Annotated in this window: 23 protein-coding genes and 1 tRNA gene; 1 reads left to right on the top strand and 23 read right to left on the bottom strand. The window is 43.2% G+C overall.

Going from position 1 to position 22,761, the window contains the following annotated elements:
* Nucleotides 1-19: 19 nt before the first annotated feature.
* The 8 genes from gpmI to ACIQXU_RS17535 form a co-directional block, all read right to left on the bottom strand.
* Complete coding sequence (gene gpmI / locus ACIQXU_RS17570; RefSeq protein WP_402954490.1) at nt 20-1,555, bottom strand: 2,3-bisphosphoglycerate-independent phosphoglycerate mutase; 1,536 nt, start codon at nt 1,553-1,555, stop codon at nt 20-22.
* Nucleotides 1,548-2,309, bottom strand: coding sequence for a triose-phosphate isomerase (tpiA, locus tag ACIQXU_RS17565; protein WP_402991317.1), 762 nt, complete (start codon nt 2,307-2,309; stop codon nt 1,548-1,550). Before tpiA ends, gpmI begins: the two co-directional genes overlap by 8 nt.
* A 47-nt stretch (nt 2,310-2,356) precedes the next feature.
* Nucleotides 2,357-3,541, bottom strand: a complete 1,185-nt coding sequence (locus tag ACIQXU_RS17560) for a phosphoglycerate kinase (protein ID WP_402954496.1) — start codon at nt 3,539-3,541, stop codon at nt 2,357-2,359.
* Nucleotides 3,542-3,741: 200 nt separating this feature from the next.
* Complete coding sequence (gene gap, locus ACIQXU_RS17555; RefSeq protein WP_402870751.1) at nt 3,742-4,749, bottom strand: type I glyceraldehyde-3-phosphate dehydrogenase; 1,008 nt, start codon at nt 4,747-4,749, stop codon at nt 3,742-3,744.
* A 35-nt stretch (nt 4,750-4,784) separates the two neighbouring features.
* Entirely contained in the window at nt 4,785-5,819 is a 1,035-nt protein-coding gene (locus tag ACIQXU_RS17550) for a sugar-binding transcriptional regulator (protein ID WP_402870748.1), read from the bottom strand.
* Nucleotides 5,820-5,957: 138 nt separating this feature from the next.
* Nucleotides 5,958-6,200 (bottom strand): glutaredoxin family protein, encoded by a 243-nt coding sequence (locus tag ACIQXU_RS17545; protein WP_402991314.1) that lies wholly within the window; start codon nt 6,198-6,200, stop codon nt 5,958-5,960.
* Between the two features lie 15 nt (nt 6,201-6,215).
* Entirely contained in the window at nt 6,216-7,553 is a 1,338-nt protein-coding gene (gene rpoN, locus ACIQXU_RS17540) for an RNA polymerase factor sigma-54 (protein WP_402991311.1), read from the bottom strand.
* Nucleotides 7,554-7,812: 259 nt separating this feature from the next.
* Nucleotides 7,813-7,884 (bottom strand) — tRNA-Arg (locus ACIQXU_RS17535).
* A gap of 289 nt (nt 7,885-8,173) precedes the next feature.
* Between ACIQXU_RS17535 and clpP the strand changes: the two genes are divergently transcribed.
* Nucleotides 8,174-8,779, top strand: a complete 606-nt coding sequence (gene clpP, locus ACIQXU_RS17530) for an ATP-dependent Clp endopeptidase proteolytic subunit ClpP (RefSeq protein ID WP_402870740.1) — start codon at nt 8,174-8,176, stop codon at nt 8,777-8,779.
* A 77-nt stretch (nt 8,780-8,856) separates the two neighbouring features.
* On the opposite strand, the gene ACIQXU_RS17525 is transcribed toward clpP, so the two are convergent.
* The 15 genes from ACIQXU_RS17525 to ACIQXU_RS17455 all read right to left on the bottom strand — a co-directional run bounded on the left by ACIQXU_RS17525 (nt 8,857) and on the right by ACIQXU_RS17455 (nt 22,320).
* On the bottom strand, nt 8,857-9,114 hold the full coding sequence (locus ACIQXU_RS17525) for an HPr family phosphocarrier protein (RefSeq protein WP_402870738.1): 258 nt from the start codon (nt 9,112-9,114) through the stop codon (nt 8,857-8,859).
* Nucleotides 9,115-9,138: 24 nt separating this feature from the next.
* Nucleotides 9,139-10,092, bottom strand: a complete 954-nt coding sequence (gene whiA, locus ACIQXU_RS17520) for a DNA-binding protein WhiA (protein ID WP_402870734.1) — start codon at nt 10,090-10,092, stop codon at nt 9,139-9,141.
* A 65-nt stretch (nt 10,093-10,157) separates the two neighbouring features.
* Nucleotides 10,158-11,138 carry a gluconeogenesis factor YvcK family protein gene (locus tag ACIQXU_RS17515; RefSeq protein WP_402954508.1) on the bottom strand — a complete coding sequence of 327 codons (981 nt, stop codon included), beginning with the start codon at nt 11,136-11,138 and terminating at the stop codon, nt 10,158-10,160.
* Entirely contained in the window at nt 11,128-12,027 is a 900-nt protein-coding gene (gene rapZ / locus ACIQXU_RS17510) for an RNase adapter RapZ (protein ID WP_402991305.1), read from the bottom strand. Before rapZ ends, ACIQXU_RS17515 begins: the two co-directional genes overlap by 11 nt.
* A gap of 43 nt (nt 12,028-12,070) precedes the next feature.
* A complete protein-coding gene (locus ACIQXU_RS17505) occupies nt 12,071-12,529 on the bottom strand; it encodes an 8-oxo-dGTP diphosphatase (protein WP_402871330.1) in 459 nt (152 codons plus the stop codon).
* A 437-nt stretch (nt 12,530-12,966) separates the two neighbouring features.
* Nucleotides 12,967-13,917 (bottom strand): thioredoxin-disulfide reductase, encoded by a 951-nt coding sequence (gene trxB / locus ACIQXU_RS17500; RefSeq protein WP_402991345.1) that lies wholly within the window; start codon nt 13,915-13,917, stop codon nt 12,967-12,969.
* Between the two features lie 101 nt (nt 13,918-14,018).
* Nucleotides 14,019-15,521 carry a tetratricopeptide repeat protein gene (locus ACIQXU_RS17495; RefSeq protein ID WP_402870725.1) on the bottom strand — a complete coding sequence of 501 codons (1,503 nt, stop codon included), beginning with the start codon at nt 15,519-15,521 and terminating at the stop codon, nt 14,019-14,021.
* A 169-nt stretch (nt 15,522-15,690) separates the two neighbouring features.
* Nucleotides 15,691-16,347, bottom strand: coding sequence for a bifunctional phosphoribosyl-AMP cyclohydrolase/phosphoribosyl-ATP diphosphatase HisIE (hisIE, locus tag ACIQXU_RS17490; protein ID WP_402870724.1), 657 nt, complete (start codon nt 16,345-16,347; stop codon nt 15,691-15,693).
* Nucleotides 16,344-17,102, bottom strand: coding sequence for an imidazole glycerol phosphate synthase subunit HisF (gene hisF / locus ACIQXU_RS17485; protein ID WP_402870721.1), 759 nt, complete (start codon nt 17,100-17,102; stop codon nt 16,344-16,346). The genes hisIE and hisF overlap by 4 nt, the downstream gene beginning before the upstream one ends.
* Entirely contained in the window at nt 17,103-17,837 is a 735-nt protein-coding gene (hisA, locus tag ACIQXU_RS17480; protein ID WP_402991302.1) for a 1-(5-phosphoribosyl)-5-[(5-phosphoribosylamino)methylideneamino]imidazole-4-carboxamide isomerase, read from the bottom strand.
* A complete protein-coding gene (gene hisH / locus ACIQXU_RS17475) occupies nt 17,834-18,466 on the bottom strand; it encodes an imidazole glycerol phosphate synthase subunit HisH (RefSeq protein WP_402954523.1) in 633 nt (210 codons plus the stop codon). Before hisH ends, hisA begins: the two co-directional genes overlap by 4 nt.
* On the bottom strand, nt 18,467-19,054 hold the full coding sequence (gene hisB / locus ACIQXU_RS17470) for an imidazoleglycerol-phosphate dehydratase HisB (protein WP_402870712.1): 588 nt from the start codon (nt 19,052-19,054) through the stop codon (nt 18,467-18,469). It abuts the gene before it with no gap.
* Nucleotides 19,055-19,160: 106 nt separating this feature from the next.
* Nucleotides 19,161-20,441: a histidinol dehydrogenase gene (hisD, locus tag ACIQXU_RS17465; RefSeq protein WP_402991300.1), complete on the bottom strand. Its 1,281-nt coding sequence runs from the start codon at nt 20,439-20,441 to the stop codon at nt 19,161-19,163.
* Between the two features lie 24 nt (nt 20,442-20,465).
* A complete protein-coding gene (hisG, locus tag ACIQXU_RS17460) occupies nt 20,466-21,098 on the bottom strand; it encodes an ATP phosphoribosyltransferase (protein WP_402870706.1) in 633 nt (210 codons plus the stop codon).
* Nucleotides 21,091-22,320 carry an ATP phosphoribosyltransferase regulatory subunit gene (locus tag ACIQXU_RS17455; protein ID WP_402991298.1) on the bottom strand — a complete coding sequence of 410 codons (1,230 nt, stop codon included), beginning with the start codon at nt 22,318-22,320 and terminating at the stop codon, nt 21,091-21,093. The genes hisG and ACIQXU_RS17455 overlap by 8 nt, the downstream gene beginning before the upstream one ends.
* Nucleotides 22,321-22,761: the final 441 nt, after the last annotated feature.

The raw sequence follows: 22,761 nt of genomic DNA, 5'->3' as shown, positions 1-22,761 counted from the left end.
CTCCTTTTTTATTGCTGTTTTATTTAGATAATAGGGATTTACCCGTCATTTCGACAGGTTTTTCAACTCCAAGCAAATCAAGCATCGTTGGAGCCAAATCACCTAGAATTCCACCTGTTCTTAATGTTACCTGATTTTTTGTGACAATGACAGGTACAGGGTTTGTTGTATGTGCTGTCATTGGGTTCCCTTCAAGCGTCACGACTTCATCGGCATTTCCGTGATCGGCCGTGATGATGGCTGTACCGCCCTTTGCAACGATTAGGTCGACAATCTTACCAAGGCATTCATCGACGGTTTCAATCGCTTTAATAGTAGGCTCTAGCATCCCTGAGTGACCAACCATATCCGGATTGGCAAAATTCAAGAGAATCGCATCAAAGCGGTCCGCCTCAATTTGCTCCAGCAAAGCATCCGTCACTTCATAGGCACTCATTTCAGGTTGTAGATCGTATGTAGCAACCTTTGGAGAATTAATTAGGATTCTCTCTTCGCCAGGAAACTTCTCTTCACGGCCACCGCTCATGAAAAATGTCACATGTGGATATTTTTCCGTTTCAGCGATACGAAGCTGTGTAAGATTGTTTTGAGAAAGTACTTCTCCTATTGTATTATCAAGATTTGTCGGCTTAAAAGCAACATATCCGTCAACAGTTTCCGAGAAATGTGTCAAACAGACAAAATGAAGGTGCTCAGGATGTCCCGGACCACGATCGAATGAACGGAAGTCCTTGTTCGTGAACGTATTGGATATTTGAATGGCACGGTCTGGACGGAAGTTATAGAAAATAACGGCGTCTTCGTCCTGTATGGTCGCTACAGGCTTACCATCTTCAGCGGTAATGACAGAAGGAATCACGAACTCATCGAAAATACCATGTTCATACGAATCGTCCACACACTCCATTGCCGAACCGTATGCTGGTCCATCTCCGTATACCATGGAACGGTATGATTTCTCCACGCGCTCCCATCGTTTATCTCGGTCCATCGAGTAATAACGTCCGGAAATGGTAGCGAATTGTCCTACACCAATTTCCTTCATTTTGGCTTCGGCATCTTTAATATACCCTTTTGCCGTTTTCGGTCCGACATCTCGGCCATCCAAAAATGCATGAACAAATACATCTTTGACGCCTTCTTTCGCTGCCAGCTTCAGAAGGGCATATAAATGCTCAATGTGACTGTGTACGCCACCATCTGAAAGTAAACCGAACAAGTGAAGGGCCGTACCCTTTTCCTTGGCATGGGTCATGGCATCAAGTAATGTTGGGTTTTCCGCGAATTCGCCTTCACGAATGGCAAGATTGACACGCGTCAAGCTTTGATAGACGATCCGCCCTGCCCCGATATTCAAGTGTCCTACTTCAGAATTCCCCATTTGGCCCGCAGGTAGACCAACCGCTTCCCCACTTGCAGTTAAATGCGAGTGAGGATATTGTTCCCAAAATCGATCGAAATTAGGCTTTTTTGCATGATAAACTGCATTTCCCTCTTCTTCTTTCCGGCATCCAAAGCCGTCTAAGATGATAAGAGCGACAGGCGATTTACTCATATTGACCAGCCTCCAACAATTGTAAAAATGAATCGGGTTTCAAGCTTGCGCCACCAACCAAAGCACCATCGATATCTGGTTGAGCCATATATTCCTTGATGTTTTCAGGTTTCACACTACCACCATATTGAATGCGGACCGCTTCTGCCGCTTCTTTAGAAAACTTGTCAGCCACAACTGAACGGATATGGGCACACACTTCATTGGCATCCTCAGCAGATGATGACTTGCCAGTTCCGATGGCCCAAATTGGTTCATAGGCAATGACCGTTTGTTTCAATTGATTTTCAGTTAGACCGGCAAGGCCTTTTTCAATCTGCCCCCCAACGAAATCATTGGTTTCGCCAGCTTCCCTTTGCTCAAGTGTTTCCCCACAGCAAACGATAGGTGTCAGGTTATGTTTAAAAGCGGCATGCACTTTCTTATTCACGGCTTCATCCGTTTCATTAAACATTTCACGGCGTTCAGAATGACCAAGGATGACATAGGAAACGCCGATATCAGCAAGGGAAATCGGGCTGATTTCTCCAGTGAATGCGCCATTTTCTTCATAGTGCATATTTTGTGCACCAATCTTCACATCTGTTCCTTGTGCTGATTGAACAAGTTGATTCAAAAATAATGCCGGAGCACAGACTACCGAATCAATCTTATCCGCTTTTGGAATTAGTGTATTGACTTCTTCTAAAAACCCGGTCGCTTCTGATAATGTTTTATTCATTTTCCAGTTACCTGCAATAATCGGTTTTCTCATTCGTTCTCCATCCCTTCTAGAGTTGTTATTTTCTCGGATTGTCATTCTTACTTATCGTTCAAAGCCACGACGCCTGGTAATTCCTTACCTTCCATGAACTCAAGAGAGGCACCGCCACCCGTTGAAATATGGGACATCTTCTCGGCAAGACCGAACTTCTCCGCTGCTGCCGCTGAATCGCCGCCGCCCACGATGCTGTATGTATCTTTTGCATCCGCTAAGGCTTCAGCAACCGCTCTCGTACCATTCGCAAATTTATCAAATTCAAAGACTCCCATCGGTCCGTTCCAAATGACCAACTTAGATCCTTTAATGACATCTGCAAAAAGTTCGCTTGTTTTAGGTCCAATATCAAGACTCATTTTATCACTTGGGATTGAATCGATATCGACAATTTCCGTTTCCGCATCAGGAGAAAATTCCGCTGTAACGACCGCATCGATCGGCAAGTGCATTTTGACGCCTTTTTCCTTCGCACTTTCAATGAATGACTTGGCCAGTTCGATTTTATCTTCTTCCAATAACGACGTGCCAACTTCATGGCCTTGGGCTTTAATAAAGGTATAACCCAATCCACCGCCAATTATCAAGTGATCCACTTTTTCTAAAAGATTTTCGATGACGCCGATTTTATCTTTCACTTTAGCTCCACCGATGATTGCGGTAAATGGACGATCAGGTTCGGATAATGCTTTTCCTAAAACGGAAAGTTCCTTTTCCATCAACAATCCGGCAACGGCTGGAAGATGGTGGGCAATTCCTTCTGTTGACGCATGGGCACGGTGAGCTGCCCCGAAAGCATCATTGACATAGACATCCGCAAGTTTAGCGAATTCCTTCGCCAATTCAGGATCATTCTTCTCTTCCCCAGGATAAAAGCGTACGTTTTCCAGCAATAGAAGCTCGCCATCCTTTAACCCTTCGATGATTGATTGTACGGCCTCTCCATATGCTTCATCAGCTCTCTGTACGTCTTTGCCGATCAGCTGGCTCAATCTTTCTGCAACGGGAGCTAAGCGTAATTCTTCTACAACTTGTCCCTTAGGACGACCAAGGTGACTGGCTAATATAACTTTTGCCCCTTGTTCGATTAAGTACGTGATGGTCGGTAATGCAGCCTTGATTCTCGTATCATCCGAAATCTTACCATCCTGCATCGGAACGTTGAAGTCCACTCGGCAAAATACGCGTTTTCCTTTTAATTCAATATCTTTAATCGACTTTTTATTCATAATCCAAGAACCTCCTTAGATATGGTTACTATATTTTCCACTCTATTAGTAAAAAGGGAGTCAACGACTTTCCAACTCCCTTTTTCTCTTTTCCATTATAATCTGTAAACGGATAATTATCCAAAAACAAGCGTTTTTTATGCTGTTATAAAAAAAACCTCACCTTCGTGAGGTTTTTTACTATTCATAATTTAAGCGAATTACAGACCTTTTTTAGCAAGATATCCAATTAAGTCTACAACACGGTTAGAGTATCCTGTTTCATTATCATACCAAGATAATACTTTTACCATGTTACCTTCCATGACCATTGTAGAAAGCGCATCAATTGTAGAAGAAGATGGGTTTCCGTTATAGTCACCAGATACTAGTGGAAGTTCACTGTATTCAAGAATGCCTTTAAGTTCGCCTTCAGACGCTTTTTTGAACGCTGCATTTACTTCTTCAGCTGTCACGTCTTTTTCAAGCTCAGCCACTAAGTCCACTACAGACACGTTTGGTGTAGGTACACGCATTGCCATACCATTTAATTTTCCTTTTAACTCAGGAAGGACAAGCGCTACAGCTTTAGCTGCACCTGTTGTTGTCGGAATGATATTTTCAGCAGCTGCACGTGCACGGCGATAATCTTTATGAGGTAAATCTAGAATTTGTTGGTCATTTGTATATGAGTGAACAGTTGTCATCATTCCACGTTTAATACCAAATTGTTCTTGAAGGACTTTAGCAAAAGGAGCTAAGCAGTTTGTCGTACAAGATGCATTTGAAATAACGTGATGGTTTGCTGCGTCATATTTTTCTTCATTTACACCCATGACAATTGTAATATCTTCATCAGAGGCAGGAGCAGAGATGATGACTTTCTTCGCACCAGCTTCTAAATGTTTAGCTGCATCGGCACGTTTTGTAAAACGTCCTGTTGATTCAACAACAACTTCTACGCCAAGTTCGCCCCAACCTAATTGTGCTGGATCACGTTCAGCCAATACTTTGACTTTATGTCCATCAACTACCAGGTAATCCCCGTCCACTGTTACTTTCTCTTGTAGAGAACCATGAATGGAGTCATATTGTAGAAGGTGTGCCAACATATTAGCATCCGTTAAGTCGTTAATAGCGACGATGTCCACCTCTGGATTTTTTAATGCTGCGCGGAATACGTTACGTCCAATACGTCCAAAACCATTAATACCAACTTTTACTGTCATGAAAAATTCCTCCTCTTAAGTTCGAAAATATTTTATTAAAGGGTATGATATCCCTGAATTAACTCCATTGCTGCCGCCTCATCCGTAATCAAAACCGTGGATGAAGGAGCGCCTTTCATATAGGAACGGATTGCCTTCGCTTTAGTCTTTCCACCAGCGACAGTTATCACTCGCTTTTCTGGGCTAAGATCCTCTAATTGAATGCCGACGGTCAAGACTTTGTGGACAACAGTTCCATCTTCATCGTAATAATAACCAAACGCTTCACCTACAGCATTTCCATCATGTAGCTTTTTTAACATATCAGGTGTAGTATTTCTTCGCTTAGCCATCGCTAAAGCATCACCGATACCATGGATAATCATATCTGCAGATTTAATTTTGGTGATGACCTCTTTCATGGCAGGCTCCTTCATGAAGGAAGCATACGACTCATCGCTCAGTTGATCGGGTACATACAATACCCGGTATGATGCGCGAGCTTTATGTGCCATTTTTTCTACAATCGTGTTTGCTTGGTTCTGCGTTGCTTCACCAAGACCCCCTCGGGCTGGAACAAATGTCAGTTGCATCGATGCTTCATCTGGTGATAAAGAATTGGCTACTTCGGCCATTGTCGACCCGCCAGTAACCGCTATGGTGTTTTTCATGCTCCATTCCCGCTTCATACGGTTTGCACAGGCTTTACCCAAATCTTTTTTTACCCAAGGCGATTCATCACAGTTTCCTGAGACGATAATGACCTCGTCAACCTGTAGCATTTCCTGCAATTGCCTCTCCATAATGTCTATACCCATTACTTCTCGCATTATTCCTTCCAATTTTTCCAGGATTTCAATCCCTTCTTCAGAAAGCAACATGCCAGAACTAAATATATTTATAAGGTTCTGACCTTTTAGAAAATCAATTTCACTTCGAAGGGTCCGCTCCGTCAAATTAAGGCTAACAGCCAGACTTCGCCTTCCCACTGGTTGCAACATTTTGATATAACGCAGGATATCATACCTTTTTTGCATAACCGAAAGGAAATCGGGCAATAATTTTCTTTGTACTTCGAGTAATGTATGCATGTTAAAACTCCTAATAAATCTTTATGGACATATTATGTCCCACATAGTCATTTTTTGTCCCACTTAAAATAAAAAAATATTCCTGCTACATACTTTATTCTAGCAGGAACGGAATGTTTCTTCAAATCATTTGATAGTTTATTTTTCCAAAAAGCTGCGAATCGTTGATATATCAACATTTCCGCACTGAATGATTCTTCCATCCTTCACAATGACTGGAATCATTAACCCGTACTTTTCTAGTAGCGCATCATCAGAATGAATATCGATTTCTGAATAATGCAGGTCGAATTCCCGTTTTAATTCATCCAGAACCCGTTTTGCCTTCACACATAGCGGGCATTGTTCCCTGCTATACAAAATGAATGTCTTCTTTTCCACCGTTACTCATCCTTTTCAATCATATCTTTTTCGTTTAGACGAAGAGGGAATGCCCAGTTGCTCCCGGTACTTCGCTACGGTTCGCCGTGCCAGGATGATTCCCTTCTCTTCTTTTAACCAAGTCACCAAATCTTGATCGGAAAGCGGCTTTTGCTTATTTTCGTTTTGGATGGCTGCCTGCAGATACTTTTTCGCCTGCATGCCTGACATATCTTCCACATGGCCGACCGACTGCAAGGACGTAGTGAAAAATATCCTCATTTCTAATGTACCAAAAGGTGTTTGAACATATTTCCCTTTGACAGCCCGACTTACGGTGGACTCATGAATACCGATTTCGTCCGCGATCTCCTTCATCGTCATTGGCTTTAAATAATTCAGCCCATGAAGAAAGCAGGCAGGCTGCTTTTCGACGATCGTTTGCATGACCTTTAGAATGGTTTCCTTACGCTGTTGGATTCCTTTTGAAATCCATTGAAACTCCTGCCACTTGTCCTGAATGAAACGCTGTACACCTTGATCTTTGTAACTCTTCATTTGGTTCAGATACCCTTTATCTACATGTAGATTCGGCGAATTCCCATCTGAATTTCCGACTAGCAGGATACCATCGATCGCTTCCACGACTACATCCGGTACAATATAGGAGGGCTTTTCCTGAAAAAAGAGTGACCCCGGCCTTGGGTTCAATGTCTGGACATAATCAAGCACTTGTTGTATTTCCTTCAAAGAGACACAAATCTTCTTACTTAAGTCTTTCCAGCGCTTTTCCACGAACTCGAGGAAATAGTTTTCAAGGATGGACTCCGCCAGTGGATTCACCCCTTCTGCTTTTGCCTGAAGAAGGAGGCACTCCTGCAGATTCCTTGCCCCTAGACCATGTGGCTCAAGCTCTTGTAACATTCTTAAGCTTTCTTCCAAAACGGCAGAAGACATACCGGGTTCACATATATCATCCAAATGAATCCGCAAATAACCATTTTCATCAAGGTTACGGATCAAGAACAATATAGCCTTTTGGTGTTCACCGGTTAGCTTTTGGTGATTTAATTGTGACATGACATGCTGTTCAAGTGAAAATGTGTCTTCACTCAATTGTTCAATCCAATAGTTCGAGTCATACGTGTTTTTTATATGTTGTTTTCCTTTTTTACGATCATAGGTAGGTTGAAATAAAGCGGAAACTGGTTGTTCCAGGGATATTAGAGGATTTTCCTCCACTTTGTTTTCTAAAAAGGATGTAAGCTCTTGTGTGGAATACTGCAATAATGTAATAGATTGCATTAATTCCTGGGTCATAGCCATTTTTAATGTTTGCTGTTGAAAAAGACCTGCCTTCATGTTCATACTCATCGATTCATCCCTCCCCCATTCCATTTTACATGATTAGGAGATAATTCTACACAAAAATTTGGAAACGCTTACTTTTTTTCTGGAATGGTATAGTCGTATTTTATATAGTTTATGCTGAGGCAAAGCCCATCACGACTACTTTCCTGGAAATGACAAAGTTTCCTTGGAACAGATAAAAAATCGAGGATTTCAAACAAGAATCGAGTCTTTTTTCCATAAAAAAATCCCCTGCTTAATACATAAGCAGAAGATTTAGTAATGCCCTCGGCAGGAATCGAACCTGCATTTCAAGCTTCGGAGGCTTGCGTTCTATCCGTTGCACTACGAGGGCAGAATGGGAAGTTGGTTAACAACAGACTTAATTATATGATATAAACCGTTTGTTTGCAAGAGGCATTCAGGTTTAAAACCTTAATATATGGGTAGTATGGATAAAGTGGAAATTCATCCCTGAACGGCATAATTCAAATTAAATATAATTTGAAAGGAGCATTCATAGGAAATTGTCGAACGAATAATCAAATATCGGGTTTGTTTTGTTTGACCTTAATTGACCAAAAAGTGTATCATACATACATAAAGAATTTAAATGATTCTCTTAATCGAAGGAGGAAATGAACATGAATTTAATTCCTACAGTAATCGAACAAACAAGTCGTGGGGAGCGTGCCTACGATATTTATTCCCGTTTATTAAAAGACCGGATCATCATGCTTGGAAGTGCTATCGACGACAATGTATCCAATTCAATTGTCGCTCAATTACTATTCTTAGAAGCTGAAAATCCTGAAAAAGATATCACATTATACATCAACAGCCCAGGTGGAAGCATCACTTCCGGTATGGCTATCTATGATACGATGCAATATATCAAACCTAATGTCTCTACTGTATGTATCGGTATGGCGGCTTCAATGGGTGCATTCCTATTGGCTGCTGGGGAAAAAGGAAAACGTTTTGCCCTTCCTAACAGTGAAGTCATGATTCACCAACCACTTGGAGGCGCACAAGGACAAGCAACGGAAATCGAGATTGCTGCCCGCCGAATCCTTCACTTGAAAGATAAATTGAACCAAATCTTAGCCGACCGCACTGGTCAACCTCTTGAAGTTCTTCAAAGAGATACAGAACGTGATAACTTCATGACTTCTGAGAGAGCTCTTGAATATGGCTTGATTGACAAAGTCATCACTCGTAGCCACCTTGATGAAAAGAAAGAATCTTAATACGAAAACTGAACGGACTCCATTCGAGTCCGTTTTTTCTATAAAAAAAGGGATGCCGTGTAAGCATCCCATTTTTCTTATCCTTCTTGCTGCACGAATTCTACCAACGCTTCCATCGCATCCTGTTCGTCGCGACCGTCTACAATAAGCTTGATGGATACACCAGAACTAATGGCAAGGCTCATTAAACCCATGATGCTTTTGGCATTCACCTTTTTTCCTTCTTTTTCAAGGAAAACATCTGAATGAAAGCGGTTAGCCTCTTGAACGAAAAGAGCCGCCGGGCGGGCTTGTAAACCTGTCTTCAGTTTTACTTCTATTTGTTTTTCCACCATCTTGATCTCTCCATTTACACCTTATTATTTTTTCGCAGAAAAAGCTTCTCCCCCACGGAGTCTATCAGCTATTTCATCAATTTTTCGCAGTCTGTGATTAATGCCGGATTTGCTGATCGACCCACCAGAAACCATTTCACCCAGTTCCTTTAGGGTAATATCCTGAAAAGCGATCCGTAGCTCCGCGATTTCCCGTAACTTATCCGGCAAAATGCTTAGTCCCACCGTGTCTTCGATATAATGGATATTTTCAACTTGCCGCAGTGAAGCCCCAATCGTCTTATTCAAATTAGCAGTTTCACAATTTACGAGCCTATTGACGGAATTACGCATATCCCGGACAATTCGTACATCCTCAAATCTTAATAACGCTGAGTGCGCCCCAACAATGCTCAAGAACTCGGCAATTTTCTCGGCTTCTTTTAAATAAATGATATATCCCTTTTTTCGTTCAAGCGTCTTTGCCTTTAAATCAAACTTATTCATTAATTCACATAAGGCATCATTATGTTCTTTATAAAGAGAGAAAATTTCCAGGTGATAAGATGACGTTTCTGGATTATTGACCGAACCTCCAGCAAGGAAAGCACCTCTTATATACGAACGCTTACAGCATTTCTTCCCAACTATATTATCGGATATGTCATGGAGAATTTCAAATCCTTCTCCTAATATTTCTAAATCGGTCAAGATCCGCTGTCCTCCCGCTGACATCCTGACAATATACACATTATTCTTTTTGAGTTTCATCTTCTTACGAACGAGCAGTTCGACCTGGACCTCATAACTCTTTTTCAAAAGTGTATAGATCCTTCTGGCAATCGCCGCATTTTCCGTTTGTATATCCACGACAAGCTTACGATTCGAAAAGGAAAGGGATCCGTTCATCCGGATGAGCGCACACAACTCGGCTTTCACGCAACAATCCTTACTTTCCAATGTAGTCAGTTCTTTTTTTGTTTCCGAAGCAAAAGACATTCATTTCACCCCCAATTGAACATAGGTCATCTATTTTTTAGTCAAAAGACAGTCTCCACCTATATTTAAGGAGCTATATGACTTTCATGTATCAGCATATTATATAGTAAATCCGCCACCTTTTTGGTGTCATGGCGAATGACGTCCCCCTCAAAGCTGAAAATGTGCCCCTGTATGATTTCAAGGCCCATTCTTTTTAAACTCTCGACATCATACACAACCGGTTTTGCATACTCCGCATGATACCGTTGCTGAATTTCAGATGGTATTTCTTCAGCATTGACAAGAATGCGATCTATGTAGGCATTTCCCATGTGATCATATATCGCTTTTATATGGTCGCTCGCGCTATAATCCAGTGTCTCCCCTGCTTGGGTCATTAGATTGCAGATGTACACTTTCTTAGCTTTGGAGCGGGCTATTTCTTCTCCGATACCTGGAACAAGTAAATTAGGAAGGATGCTCGTGTATAAACTACCTGGACCAATCACAATCAGGTCGGCCTGCTTGATTGCCTGAATCGTTTCACTGAGTGGCTTTATGTGTTGAGGAGATAGAAATACTCTTTTTATCTTCTTGCCTGATAAGGGGATTTTCGACTCTCCCGTTACAATCGTTCCATCTTCCATTTCAGCATGAAGGACCACACTTTGGTTAGCAGCAGGAAGGACTTTGCCACGGACATTCAGGAACTTACTCATTTCCTGGATTGCATGGACAAAGTCCCCCGTCAATGAAGTCATGGCAGCAAGGATTAGATTCCCTAATGAATGACCGGACAATTCATTTTTACTTTGAAAACGGTGTTGAAACATCTGCTCGACAAGTGGCTCTACATCCGAGAGTGCCGCCAAGACATTACGGATATCACCTGGAGCGGGGATGTGCATATCTTCGCGGATACGACCGGAGCTTCCACCATCGTCAGCAACCGTCACGATTGCCGTTATATCTACTGGGTATTTCTTCAACCCCCTAAGTAGGACTGGAAGGCCCGTTCCCCCTCCAATGATCACTACTCTAGGCTGTTTCTCTTTATCTGGCATCTACTTTCCCCTTACTCTTTTCGATATCACGATGGGACACATGAACCGTATAGCTCTTTTTAAAAAAATTAGAAATGTATTCGGTCAAAGCTACAGAACGGTGCTGACCACCTGTACATCCAATCGCAATAACAAGCTGGGCTTTTCCTTCACGTTTATAATACGGAAGCATGAACGCAAGCAAATCCGTCAGCTTTTCTAGAAACTTTTGAGTCTCGCCCCATTTTAAAACGTAACTGGACACTTCCTTATCAAGGCCAGTCTTTGGTCTCATTTGATCGATATAGTATGGGTTAGGCAGAAAACGCACGTCAAACACAAGGTCCGCATCAATTGGCAAGCCATGTTTGAAACCGAAAGACATGACATTAACAGAAAATCCAACCTGTTTATCCTTTGAAAACTCAGATGCAATCTTTTCCCTTAATTCGCGTGGCTTCAGCTGGGACGTATTGAAAATTAACTGCGCCCGACCTTTTAATTCATCCAAAAGGTCCCGTTCCAATTTAATGCCCTCTAACGGCCGGTCCATCGGAGCTAATGGATGAGTCCTTCTCGTTTCTTTATATCGACGGACCAAAGCTTCATCATCCGCCTCAAGAAAGAGGATCCTAGGGGAGACCCATGATGTTTCCGTCAATTGATCCAAGGCAAGGAACAAGGAATCGAAAAATTCCCTCCCCCGTAAATCCATGACAAGGGCTACTTTATTCATCTTATTTCCAGAGTCTTTCATCAACTCCAAAAACTTTGGCAATAAAGCGGGCGGCAAATTATCGACGCAAAAAAAACCGAGGTCTTCAAAACTTTGAATAGCCACCGTCTTTCCTGCTCCTGACATTCCTGTTATGACGACCAACTGCGTATCATTCATCTGCCCATCACTCATTCTTTTCGCCCCCTGGAGTAGTAATTGCTTTTATAAATAATCATTAACCTGGATCAAGTCGATAGGAAAGTAACTTAAACTCGGGTGTATAGGTAAAGGTACCGTAGATTACTCCGCTTCCCTGAACCATATAATCTAGAATATGATAATCCCCTTCAGCCATGTCCAGTTTTTTAACATCTTCAATAGGGTGCCAAAATAGCTCGCCTTCTTCACACACATCCACATTGATGCCATCGGAATCAGTAGCAAAGAAAGTAAACATCATCCATTCGGATAATACTTTGTCTCCATCCTTCATAATGAAGGTGAAGATTCCTTTAATGGTGGGGTTTTTCAAGTAAACGCCCGTCTCTTCACGGTATTCCCTAATACAGGCATCCCGGATTGATTCACCAGGCTCCATCTTGCCGCCTGGGGCTACCCACCATCCACGTCTTGGTTTCTTTAATAAAAGGATCTTATTGTCCTTAACTAATACACAGTTTGTGACACGTTGCACGTTCTTCACCTCAAATTGGCCTATGCTCGACTATAGAAACTTCTCCTCTGACTTCCTTAGAGTATCCGTTCAATTCTTAAATCACCGCTAGACATCCATCTGGCGATTTACAAATGCTTATAGTACAAACAAGCTGTATTTTACATCTTACCTCTATGATTAAACTATGTGTAGTATATCTTATCATTATACTATTTTTGAAATAAGCTAACAATAAAGGAAACTTCCTGGTTTGGTTGATTATTCATGACCACACAATCACTTTGTACCCATAACCCATGTCCCCCATACAAAAAAAAAGACACAGATTCCTCTGTGCCCAACACGTTATATAATAAAGGGGGTCAATACTACCCTAACTATACCCAATCTTTATTGCATGGATGTTACAACCTCGTTAAAACGCAATGACGAAGTGTAAATTTTTGTATAAGCCGTTACGATTTAATTTGCAACTTTTCTTTTAATTCTTCCACATAGTGCTGAACCGATTGTGCAGCGATACTACCGTCCCCAGTAGCCGTTACGATTTGGCGCAATGTTTTTTCACGAACGTCTCCAGCTGCAAAGATGCCTGGAACCCGTGTTTCCATTACATCATTCGTCTCGATGTAGCCCGTAGCATTCAAGATGCCCAGATTTTCAAAAGGCTTGGTTAAAGGAAGCATGCCGATATAGATGAATACTCCGTCTGCCTTTAGCTCTTTTTCTTCTCCGTTAGCCGTTGAAACAAGTGTGACACTACCGACTTTTCCGCCCTCTTCATTGATTTGTTTCAATGTATGATTCCAGATGAAGTCGATTTTTTCATTAGCGAACGCACGATCTTGAAGGATTTTCTGTGCACGAAGTTCGTCACGTCTATGAACGATCGTCACCTTAGAAGCGAAGCGAGTCAAGTAGACGCCCTCTTCAACAGCAGAGTCTCCTCCACCGATGACGAACAGTTCTTTCTCTTTAAAGAAAGCCCCATCACAGACAGCACAATAAGAAACACCGCGGCCACCCAACTCTTTTTCACCCGGGACGCCGATTTTCTTATATTCCGCACCTGAAGAAACGATGATCGAACGTGCTTTGAATTCCTTGGAGCCTGCTTTGATGGTTTTGTACTCTTCCCCATCAATGATTTCCTTAACATCTCCATAAGCGTATTCCGCACCGAATTTTTTAGCATGGTCAAACATTTTTGTAGATAGCTCAGGCCCAAGAATGGTGTCGAATCCTGGGTAGTTTTCGACTTCTTCCGTATTGGCCATCTGGCCTCCTGGCACTCCGCGTTCTAGCATCAATGTTGAAAGGTTCGCACGTGATGTATATACAGCAGCAGTCATCCCAGCAGGACCCGCTCCGATAATCACAACGTCATAAATTTTTTCAGACATAATTCTCACTCCTTCATATTCCATTACAAATGGAACTTTCACTACGGTTAGTGTTCCCTACCTATTATCCTATATAACAAATAATTTTTCGTCCAAATATTTGCTCAACCTAACAGGTTTTGAACAAGCTTTACATACTTCGACAAAGTGGACACCGATATGAAATATTTATCCGCGATGACCTGTTTACTCATCTTTTCGTTTTTCAGCTTATTCCATACATATTCGACAGCTGACGCCCAACCTGCTGGATTGTTCAGCTTCTGATTCGCATGGGTAGCCTCGACGAAGACAGAAAACCACATTAAATAAAGACCTGCTTCATTTAATTGGATAGGGTGAAAATGCTGATATAACAATTCTGCCGTCCGATCGGCAAAACCAATCGCTGTCAGTTGGCGGTCTTTATTAGGTTCCTGCACCATGTCGGCATAATCCTTTTCCCATTCGGTGAAATTCTGCTTCATGCCGAAAACCTGGTTTTTCAAAAGCTTCGGTTTATGAACGGAGTGCTTTAATAGGAAAATAGCAAACAATCTTTCTTCGATAAATTCACTATCAAGCCGTTTTATAATAGAAGGAAGGTGATTTTCAAACCCATCAGAGGTAGCGTTCATATCCCCCCATGGCTCCATGCCTTCTTTTTCTGGATTCATTTCAATGACCTTTTTCCATGCTTTTCTGGCGGCCTGTTCATGTCCTAAATGATGAGCTGATATCGTCAGCCAATAGTAGAACGTTCCGTCGCCTTCAAAACCTTGCTTTTGTAGCACATTTAACCATTTATATGCAGATGCATAGTTTCCGATTAATGCAAAAGTGGCACCAAGCTTGAAGCGATGTTCCGATAGCATCGGCCGGATCTTTTCGAGCATCGAAACAAGTTCATCCACCTTCTCATCTTCCTGCTGATAATGATAAAAGACGACTAAATTGCATAGCGCATGCAGGTTTCCTGGGCTTTTTTCCAGGACCTCATCCAATGTGGAGAACGCCTCATCTTCCTGCCCAAGGTAAAAGTAGGCTAACGCAAGGTTATTGTAAGCGGACCAGTAATCCTTATATTCGGCAATCGTTTCTTTTAACACTTCAATCGCTCTAGGGAAGTCGCCCGCTTCCAAATATTCACGCGCTTTCTCCTGTTTGGCAATCAGGCCATCATGCTTGAAGGGATTTTCCTCCGAACCATCTGACTCAAAGGTGATAAGTTCAAGAAGATCCTCAGCGTCGTCACTGAATTCCCCGTCTTCCTCTTTATCCAGGTAAGCACTCGCATGGCGGTATGCTTCCTTGAACATGCCTAAATGGGCATAATTATTGGCTAGGAAGTAATGGCATTCCGACATAAAGGGATCCATTACATCCAAGATATTTTCTAGAAGGTTATTGGAATAATTGTATTCTCCGATTTCCGAACAAGTAATTGCCAATTGGCATGCAATCATCGGTTCAGCGGGTTCAAGTTCCAAGGCACGTTCCAGGTATTTTTTTGACTTTGGTAATTCATGTCTATGATATGCTTTTAAACCCTTGGTGAAGTAATACTCACCAGTTGGGTGAAAGGTTAGAATTTTTGCCTGTTGGCCATAATTAGAGTCTTTACTCATGTAATCCTCCATCTACAAGTTGATTAACTATAGTATTATACCATATGGAAGGATTTTTGCCGAACGATTCAAGAAACTGGAAATTGATATTCGACTTCCTTTTTCTCGATTTGACGGGTGGCCTTTGTAAAAAAAAACACCCTCCGAAGAAGGAGGGCAATAGACCTGCTTAGGCCTTTGATTTTGGCTCGTCTTTTACGGAATGCCTAGCTTTTAATACATCAAGAACGGCCTGGAAAGGTAATTCCTGTTCTTGTAGCAGGACGAATAAGTGATAAAGGAGATCGGCACTTTCCATCGAAAGCTCTTCGGCATCGCGGTTTTTGGCAGCTATGATGACTTCAGCCGATTCTTCCCCCACTTTTTTCAGGATTTTATCAACGCCTTTTTCGAATAAGTAGGTCGTATAAGATCCTTCAGGCATTTCTGCTTTTCGCTCTGCAATCAACCCTTCCAATTCCGTTAGGAAATTCACGTTCGTTGGTCCAGATTGTTGCACTTCTTCATCTTTATAAATCGTTGTGCCAAAGCAACTAGTTGCACCAGTGTGGCATGCGGGCCCTGCAGGTACAACCTTCACGACTAATGCATCCTGGTCGCAGTCATATTTCATTTCGACTATTTTTTGTGTATTTCCGCTCGTTTCCCCTTTATGCCATAACTCATTGCGAGAACGGCTATAGAATACCGTCTCCCCTTTTGCGATGGAAAGATTCAAGGATTCTTTGTTCATGTAAGCAAGTGTAAGCACTTCTCCTGTACCAGCATCCTGGATAATCGCTGGAATAAGGCCTTTTTCATCATATTTAATAGTATCGAAATTCATCGTACAACCACTCCTTGTTGTTTGAGAAACGTTTTGACTTCTTTAACTGATGTTTCTTTATAATGGAAAATTGAAGCCGCCAATGCCGCGTCCGCTTTTCCTTCTTCAAATGCAGTCTGGAAATGCTCCGCATTCCCGGCACCACCCGAGGCAATGACCGGAACGGAAACAGCTTCAGATACCGCTTTCGTTAATGCAATGTTAAACCCTTGCTTCTCGCCATCACAATCCATGCTGGTTAATAAGATTTCACCGGCACCACGGCTGACCGCTTCCTTTGCCCACTCTATGACTTCCCATTCTGTCGGTTTTCTGCCCCCATGGGTATACACACGCCAAGAACCAAGTGCTTCATCATATCGTGCATCAATGGCAATGACGATGCATTGCGCTCCAAAGTAATCGGAACCTTCATTGATTAAGTCAGGTCGTAGGACGGCGGCTGTATTTAGAGACACTTTATCAGCGCCTGCTCGTAGAATCTTCTTCATGTCCGCTAGCGAGTTAATGCCACCGCCAACCGTAAAGGGGATGGCAAGGCTACCTGCCACACTTTGAACGACGTCGACAATGGTTTCCCGTCCTTCATGCGAAGCAGAAATATCAAGGAAGACCAGTTCATCGGCTCCTTCTTGATCGTAAAAGGCCGCAAGTTCGACAGGGTCCCCCGCATCTCTTAAGGAAACAAACTGAATCCCCTTAACGACGCGTCCATCCTTTACATCCAAACAGGGGATAATCCGTTTTGTCAGCATTTAACCACGCACCTTTTCCAGCGCTTCTTTTACCGTGAAGCGGTTCGTATAAATGGCCTTGCCGATAATTGCCCCTGCAACACCTTGGGCTTCATGTTCTTGGAGTTTGATAAGGTCAGCAAGCGAACTGATGCCTCCTGATGCGATCACATTCTTACCGGTTGCTTCAGCCATCGCGACAATCCCCTTCACATTAGGACCCGAAAGCATCCCGTCCGTCGCGATATCTGTCACGATAAACGTTTCCGCACCGGCATCAGCAAGAATTTTCCCAAGATCGATGGCCAGTGTTTCAGAGGTTTGCAGCCAACCATGCGTGGCCACTTTACCATCCTTCGCATCTATTCCAATCGCGATGTGTTTCCCGTATTTTCTAATCATTTCTTTTGTGAATTCAGGATTGGAAACGGCTGTGCTGCCAAGAATGACACGCTCTACACCGTTATCGAGATAATGGGCAATATCCTCCTCCGTCCGAATCCCGCCGCCGATTTGGACACGCGCCCCCAACTCTTTTGCCGCTTTAATCACGTATGAGTCATTGATGCGCACGCCTTCTTTGGCCCCATCCAAATCAACCATATGTATCCACTCTGCTCCTTGGTCCGCAAAGCTTTTGGCCATACCAAAGGGAGAATCTCCATAGACCGTTTCCTGATTATAGTCTCCCTGGATTAAGCGGACGCATTTGCCTCCCCGCATATCAATCGCCGGGTAAATCGTAAAGTTGCTCATGCTTTTTCCTTCCCTTCCACTAACGACAAATAATTTTTCAAGAGAGACATGCCCATCTGCCCGCTTTTCTCCGGATGAAACTGCATGCCGAACACATTGCCTTTCCCCACGATCGCCGGTACCTCCACATCATAGGTTGCTGAAGCGATCATATACGATTCATCGGTATCCGCATAATAAGAATGGACGAAGTACACATGCTCTTCTGCAAGACCGTCGATTAATGGCGAAGATTGTTTGAATTCAAGGTGATTCCAGCCCATATGTGGTACTTTATATGTTTGTTCATTAGCATCAACACCGGTAAAACGAACGACTTTCCCTGGAATAAGAGAAAGGCCTTTTGCTGGTCCATTCTCTTCACTTTCATCAAATAGAAGTTGCATGCCAAGGCAAATCCCAAGTAAAAATCCACCATCGGCGACGTATTGTTTCAGGAACTCATCAAGCTTCTGTTTTTCCAAAAGACTCATCGCATCTCTGAATGAACCGACGCCTGGTAGGATGATACCTGTCGCTTTGGCCAGCTCGGCTGGGTCGTCGGAAATGAATGAATCAGCTTCCAAACGTTCGAGCCCCTTACTGACGGAAAATAAATTCCCCATTCCGTAATCGACGATCCCGATCATTTACAACATTCCTTTCGTCGATGGAATCCCTTTTTCTCGCGGATCGATGGACGTAGCTTCATCCAATGCACGCCCAAGCGCTTTAAAGATTGCCTCGATCATATGATGCGTGTTATGGCCATAATGAACGACGACATGTAGGTTCATTCGTGCTTCAAGCGCAAACTTCCAAAGAAATTCATGCACCAATTCCGTATCGAATGTCCCGACCTTCTGCGAAGGGAACTCTGCACGGAACTCAAGATGCGGCCGATTACTTAAATCAATGACAACCTGGGCTAGAGCCTCGTCCATCGGTACAAAAGCATTTCCATAACGTTTGATGCCACGCTTGTCCCCAAGGGCTTCCAATAACGTCTGCCCTAAGCAAATGCCGATATCTTCAGTTGTATGATGATCATCAACCTCCGTATCCCCCTTCGCATCCACAGTAAGATCGAACTTCCCATGCTTCGTGAACAAATCAAGCATATGCGTCATAAACGGAACACCCGTCTCAATCGACGAATTCCCTTCCCCATCGACACCAAACCTCAAACTAATATCCGTCTCATTCGTCTTCCGCTCCACACTAGCAAAACGCTCCATAACTAATCCTCCTCAAATCGGGGTCAGACCCCATTTCCCAAGTTCGTAAACTCTTTGAAAACACTTATATATCAATACTTTCAATGATTTATTTAGGGGTCAGACCCTATTTCCCAAGTTCCTGCACACCACGGGATTCGATGGCGCGTGCGTGGGCTTCGAGTCCTTCCATTCGGGCAAATGCTGCAATTTTCGCCGCGTTTTGTCGGAATGCCGTTTCACTGTACATGATGATGCTCGATTTCTTTTGGAAATCGTCAACATTTAATGGACTAGAGAAACGGGCCGTCCCGTTCGTAGGTAAGACATGATTCGGTCCTGCGAAATAATCCCCCACCGGTTCCGAACTGAAACGGCCGATAAAGATGGCCCCGGCGTGGCGGATTTTCGCCATCACTTCAAGAGCATCACGAGTCACAATTTCCAAATGCTCTGGTGCCAGCTCATTTACGGCACCAATGGCCTCGTCCATATTCTCACAGACAACAATCCGCCCGTAATCCTTAATCGCAGCTTCTGCAATTTCCCGCCGTGGAAGTAATGCAACCTGCTTCTCCACTTCTTTAGCCACTTCCGTTGCAAGAACCATTGAAGTCGTCACAAGGACACTACAGGCACGAGCATCATGTTCTGCCTGTGATAACAGATCCGCGGCCACTTCCGAAGCAACAGCCGTATCATCTGCAAGGACGGCAATTTCACTAGGGCCTGCAATCATGTCGATTGCCACGTCCCCGAATACTTCCCGTTTCGCCAATGCTACATATATATTGCCGGGACCGACGATTTTATCGACATGCACAATCGTTTCTGTTCCATAAGCAAGTGCCGCAATCGCTTGGGCCCCACCGACCTTGTAAATCTCCGTCACACCGGCAATTTTCGCAGCGGCTAAAACGGCCGGTGTCAATTTCCCGTCTTTCCCAGGTGGAGATACCATGACGATTCGCTTCACACCCGCAGCTTTGGCAGGCATCACATTCATCAGAACGGATGATGGATAGGCAGCCGTTCCACCGGGAACATAAACCCCAACCGCATCAAGGGGCGTCATTTTCTGGCCCAGCATCGTTCCATTCTCATCGGTTGTGATCCAGGAGTTCCTAATTTGTTTCTCGTGAAACATTCTGATATTATCGGCCGCTTCCTGAATGATCGCTACCTGCTCCTCAGTTAAATCCGCTGTTGCCTGTTCGATTTCCTGTTCGGTAACTAGAAACTCATCAAGACGAACGCCGTCGAAACGTTCCGTAAAATTATGTAATGCTTCATCCCCATTTTTTCTCACAGCATAAATGATATCCTGTACCGCTTTTCGTTGATTGGCAGTACCAGCATCAACTGAACGCTTCAAGGAAATCCCTTCTGCAAACCGTGTAATTTTCATGTTTCCACCTCATAAACGTACGTATTATTGTTCTATGATTTCCGCTAAACGATCGACAATTTCCGTTATTCGCGCCTCTTTAATACGGTAACTGACAGGATTCGCCACCAACCTTGAAGTCACATCGGCAATTTTCGCATATTCGACCAAACCATTTTCCTTCAATGTTTGACCTGTTGAGACGATATCCACGATTCTCTCTGCCAAGCCAATTAATGGGGCTAATTCAATCGAACCATTCAATTTGATGATTTCGACCTGCTCACCTTGCTGGCGAAAATAACTCGAGGCCACATTCGGGTATTTACTGGCAATTTTAGGGGCAAACGAGCTGATTTTCGTTCCAGGTAGCCCGGCCACTGCTAAGTAGCAAGCACTGATTTTCAAATCCAGTAACTCATAAACATCGCGTTCTTCCTCTAACATTACATCCTTGCCCGCAATCCCCATGTCCGCAACTCCATGCTCCACATAGGTTACGACATCCATCGGCTTTGCTAAAATGAACCGAAGATTTTCCTCTTCCACTTCGATGATTAACTTACGGGAATCATCAAACTCAGGAGGTAGACGGAAGCCGGCCTTCCTTAATAGCTCCGCCGCTTCTTCAAAAATTCTGCCTTTAGGCATCGCGATTGTTAAAAAGCTATTACTCATCTTGTCCATTCCCCCCATTCCCTACAAACATATGCACATCAGAAAAAGTTCTTGTAAACGCATCGACATTTTGTACGACCGTAATATCTTGAATTGTGATTCTCTTTCCTTCCAATCGTTTCGATTTCGCAAAATCAAGGGCTTCCGCTCGGCGCTCCGGACTGAACAAAATGCATTCCGGTGCAATTAGCTGACTAGGTTCGCCTAGTGCTTCGGCAAGGCGATCGACACGAATTGCAAAACCAGTGGCAGAGGCATCCCATCCGAATTTTTCAAGTAAGTTGTCATAACGTCCACCATTCCCGATCGGCGACCCAACTTGACCTGCATACACTTCGAACAGCGTTCCGGTGTAATAACTCATATGACTGACTAGCGTTAAATCAAGGTTCACATACTGATCGACACCGAATTCCTTCAGCTGTACAGCCAGTTCCCTCAGTTCATCGAGTGAATCCTGTCCTTTTCCATTCTCAAGCAGCGTCATTGCTTTTGACAAAGTGCCCTCACTTCCTCTTAAGGAAATGAATTCGATAAGCCTTTGTTTATCAATAGAAGAAAGCGGAAGCGATTTTACATGTTCACGAAAACCAACATAGTTCTTCTCATATAACAACTTTCGTAAAACCGAAGCTCTTTCTTCCGTCCCTAATATGCTCAAGAAGAATTCCTGTAAAAATCCGATATGCCCGATGGATATTTTGAAATCCTCGAGGCCGGCAGCCTTCAGGACATCGGTAAGTAACGCGATCATTTCCGCATCTGCACTGATTGATTTGTTCCCAATACATTCAATCCCGATTTGCTCGAACTCAGCCGGTCTCCCGCCTTCACGTTGCTGGGCGCGATACACATTCGCTGAATAAGCTAGACGAAGTGGGATTTGTTGTTTAAGCAGTTTCGATGCCGCCACCCGGGCGATCGGAGCCGTCATATCCGGTCGAAGCACAAGCGTATGTCCCTGGGCATCAAGCAGTTTAAATAATTGCTGATCCAAAATGGCAGAAGCTTCCCCGATTGTTTCGTAATATTCCAAAGCAGGTGTTTCAATAAATTGATACCCCCACTTCTTGATCTCATCACTCATCTTATTTCGAACCGATACTTTGGTTTCGTATAGCATCGGTAATGTATCTCTCATCCCTAACGGTTTCTCAAACATAAATGGCTTAGTCACGACTGCACATCCTTTTGGAATAATGGGTACTGTATGTATTTCCATTCGACCCCCCTCTTTTAAAATGCAGGGCCTTGATAAATTAAATATGTGTATACTTATATCTTTCCTATATGCCAATCTTAAAACCCACTATGGGTCACATGTAAAATACTATCAAAAAAACTAACATAATCCTATAAATAATCGCAATTATCTATCAAATTGCTTTAGTTCGCTAATATGGTAACAAGATGAAGTTATTACTAGTGTACTCCTGACCCCACCTCCCGTCAATGAAAAAAGAGGGTCAGACCCTATTTCCCAAACTCCTTATAAGCACCCGACACCTACAGCGGCGTGGTTTTGGGAAAAAACAGGAGGGGTCAGACCCTATTTCCCGGTTCTTTTCTACTATCTTTGTTCGGTTTTCATTATTGTTATATATCTTTTGGTATGGAGGATTTATAATTTTTAGTGGTTTAGGTGTATTTTAACTTCTTAGGG

The sequence above is a fragment of the Peribacillus sp. NPDC097284 genome, assembly GCF_044761765.1.
Lineage (GTDB): Bacteria > Bacillota > Bacilli > Bacillales > DSM-1321 > Peribacillus.
Note: the sequence above shows the minus strand (reverse complement) of the source record. Positions and strands in the feature narration are given on the sequence as shown.

Coding starts and splice junctions, on each gene's coding strand:
- gpmI (WP_402954490.1), bottom strand. CDS start 1,555: ATGAGTAAATCGCCTGTCGCTCTTATCATCTTAGACGGCTTTGGATGC.
- tpiA (WP_402991317.1), bottom strand. CDS start 2,309: ATGAGAAAACCGATTATTGCAGGTAACTGGAAAATGAATAAAACATTA.
- ACIQXU_RS17560 (WP_402954496.1), bottom strand. CDS start 3,541: ATGAATAAAAAGTCGATTAAAGATATTGAATTAAAAGGAAAACGCGTA.
- gap (WP_402870751.1), bottom strand. CDS start 4,749: ATGACAGTAAAAGTTGGTATTAATGGTTTTGGACGTATTGGACGTAAC.
- ACIQXU_RS17550 (WP_402870748.1), bottom strand. CDS start 5,819: ATGCATACATTACTCGAAGTACAAAGAAAATTATTGCCCGATTTCCTT.
- rpoN (WP_402991311.1), bottom strand. CDS start 7,553: ATGAGTATGAACATGAAGGCAGGTCTTTTTCAACAGCAAACATTAAAA.
- clpP (WP_402870740.1), top strand. CDS start 8,174: ATGAATTTAATTCCTACAGTAATCGAACAAACAAGTCGTGGGGAGCGT.
- ACIQXU_RS17525 (WP_402870738.1), bottom strand. CDS start 9,114: ATGGTGGAAAAACAAATAGAAGTAAAACTGAAGACAGGTTTACAAGCC.
- whiA (WP_402870734.1), bottom strand. CDS start 10,092: ATGTCTTTTGCTTCGGAAACAAAAAAAGAACTGACTACATTGGAAAGT.
- ACIQXU_RS17515 (WP_402954508.1), bottom strand. CDS start 11,138: ATGCCAGATAAAGAGAAACAGCCTAGAGTAGTGATCATTGGAGGGGGA.
- rapZ (WP_402991305.1), bottom strand. CDS start 12,027: ATGAGTGATGGGCAGATGAATGATACGCAGTTGGTCGTCATAACAGGA.
- ACIQXU_RS17495 (WP_402870725.1), bottom strand. CDS start 15,521: ATGAGTAAAGACTCTAATTATGGCCAACAGGCAAAAATTCTAACCTTT.
- hisIE (WP_402870724.1), bottom strand. CDS start 16,347: ATGAATTTCGATACTATTAAATATGATGAAAAAGGCCTTATTCCAGCG.
- hisF (WP_402870721.1), bottom strand. CDS start 17,102: ATGCTGACAAAACGGATTATCCCCTGTTTGGATGTAAAGGATGGACGC.
- hisA (WP_402991302.1), bottom strand. CDS start 17,837: ATGAGCAACTTTACGATTTACCCGGCGATTGATATGCGGGGAGGCAAA.
- hisH (WP_402954523.1), bottom strand. CDS start 18,466: ATGATCGGGATCGTCGATTACGGAATGGGGAATTTATTTTCCGTCAGT.
- hisB (WP_402870712.1), bottom strand. CDS start 19,054: ATGGAGCGTTTTGCTAGTGTGGAGCGGAAGACGAATGAGACGGATATT.
- hisD (WP_402991300.1), bottom strand. CDS start 20,441: ATGAAAATTACACGGTTTGCAGAAGGGATTTCCTTGAAGCGTTCAGTT.
- hisG (WP_402870706.1), bottom strand. CDS start 21,098: ATGAGTAATAGCTTTTTAACAATCGCGATGCCTAAAGGCAGAATTTTT.
- ACIQXU_RS17455 (WP_402991298.1), bottom strand. CDS start 22,320: ATGGAAATACATACAGTACCCATTATTCCAAAAGGATGTGCAGTCGTG.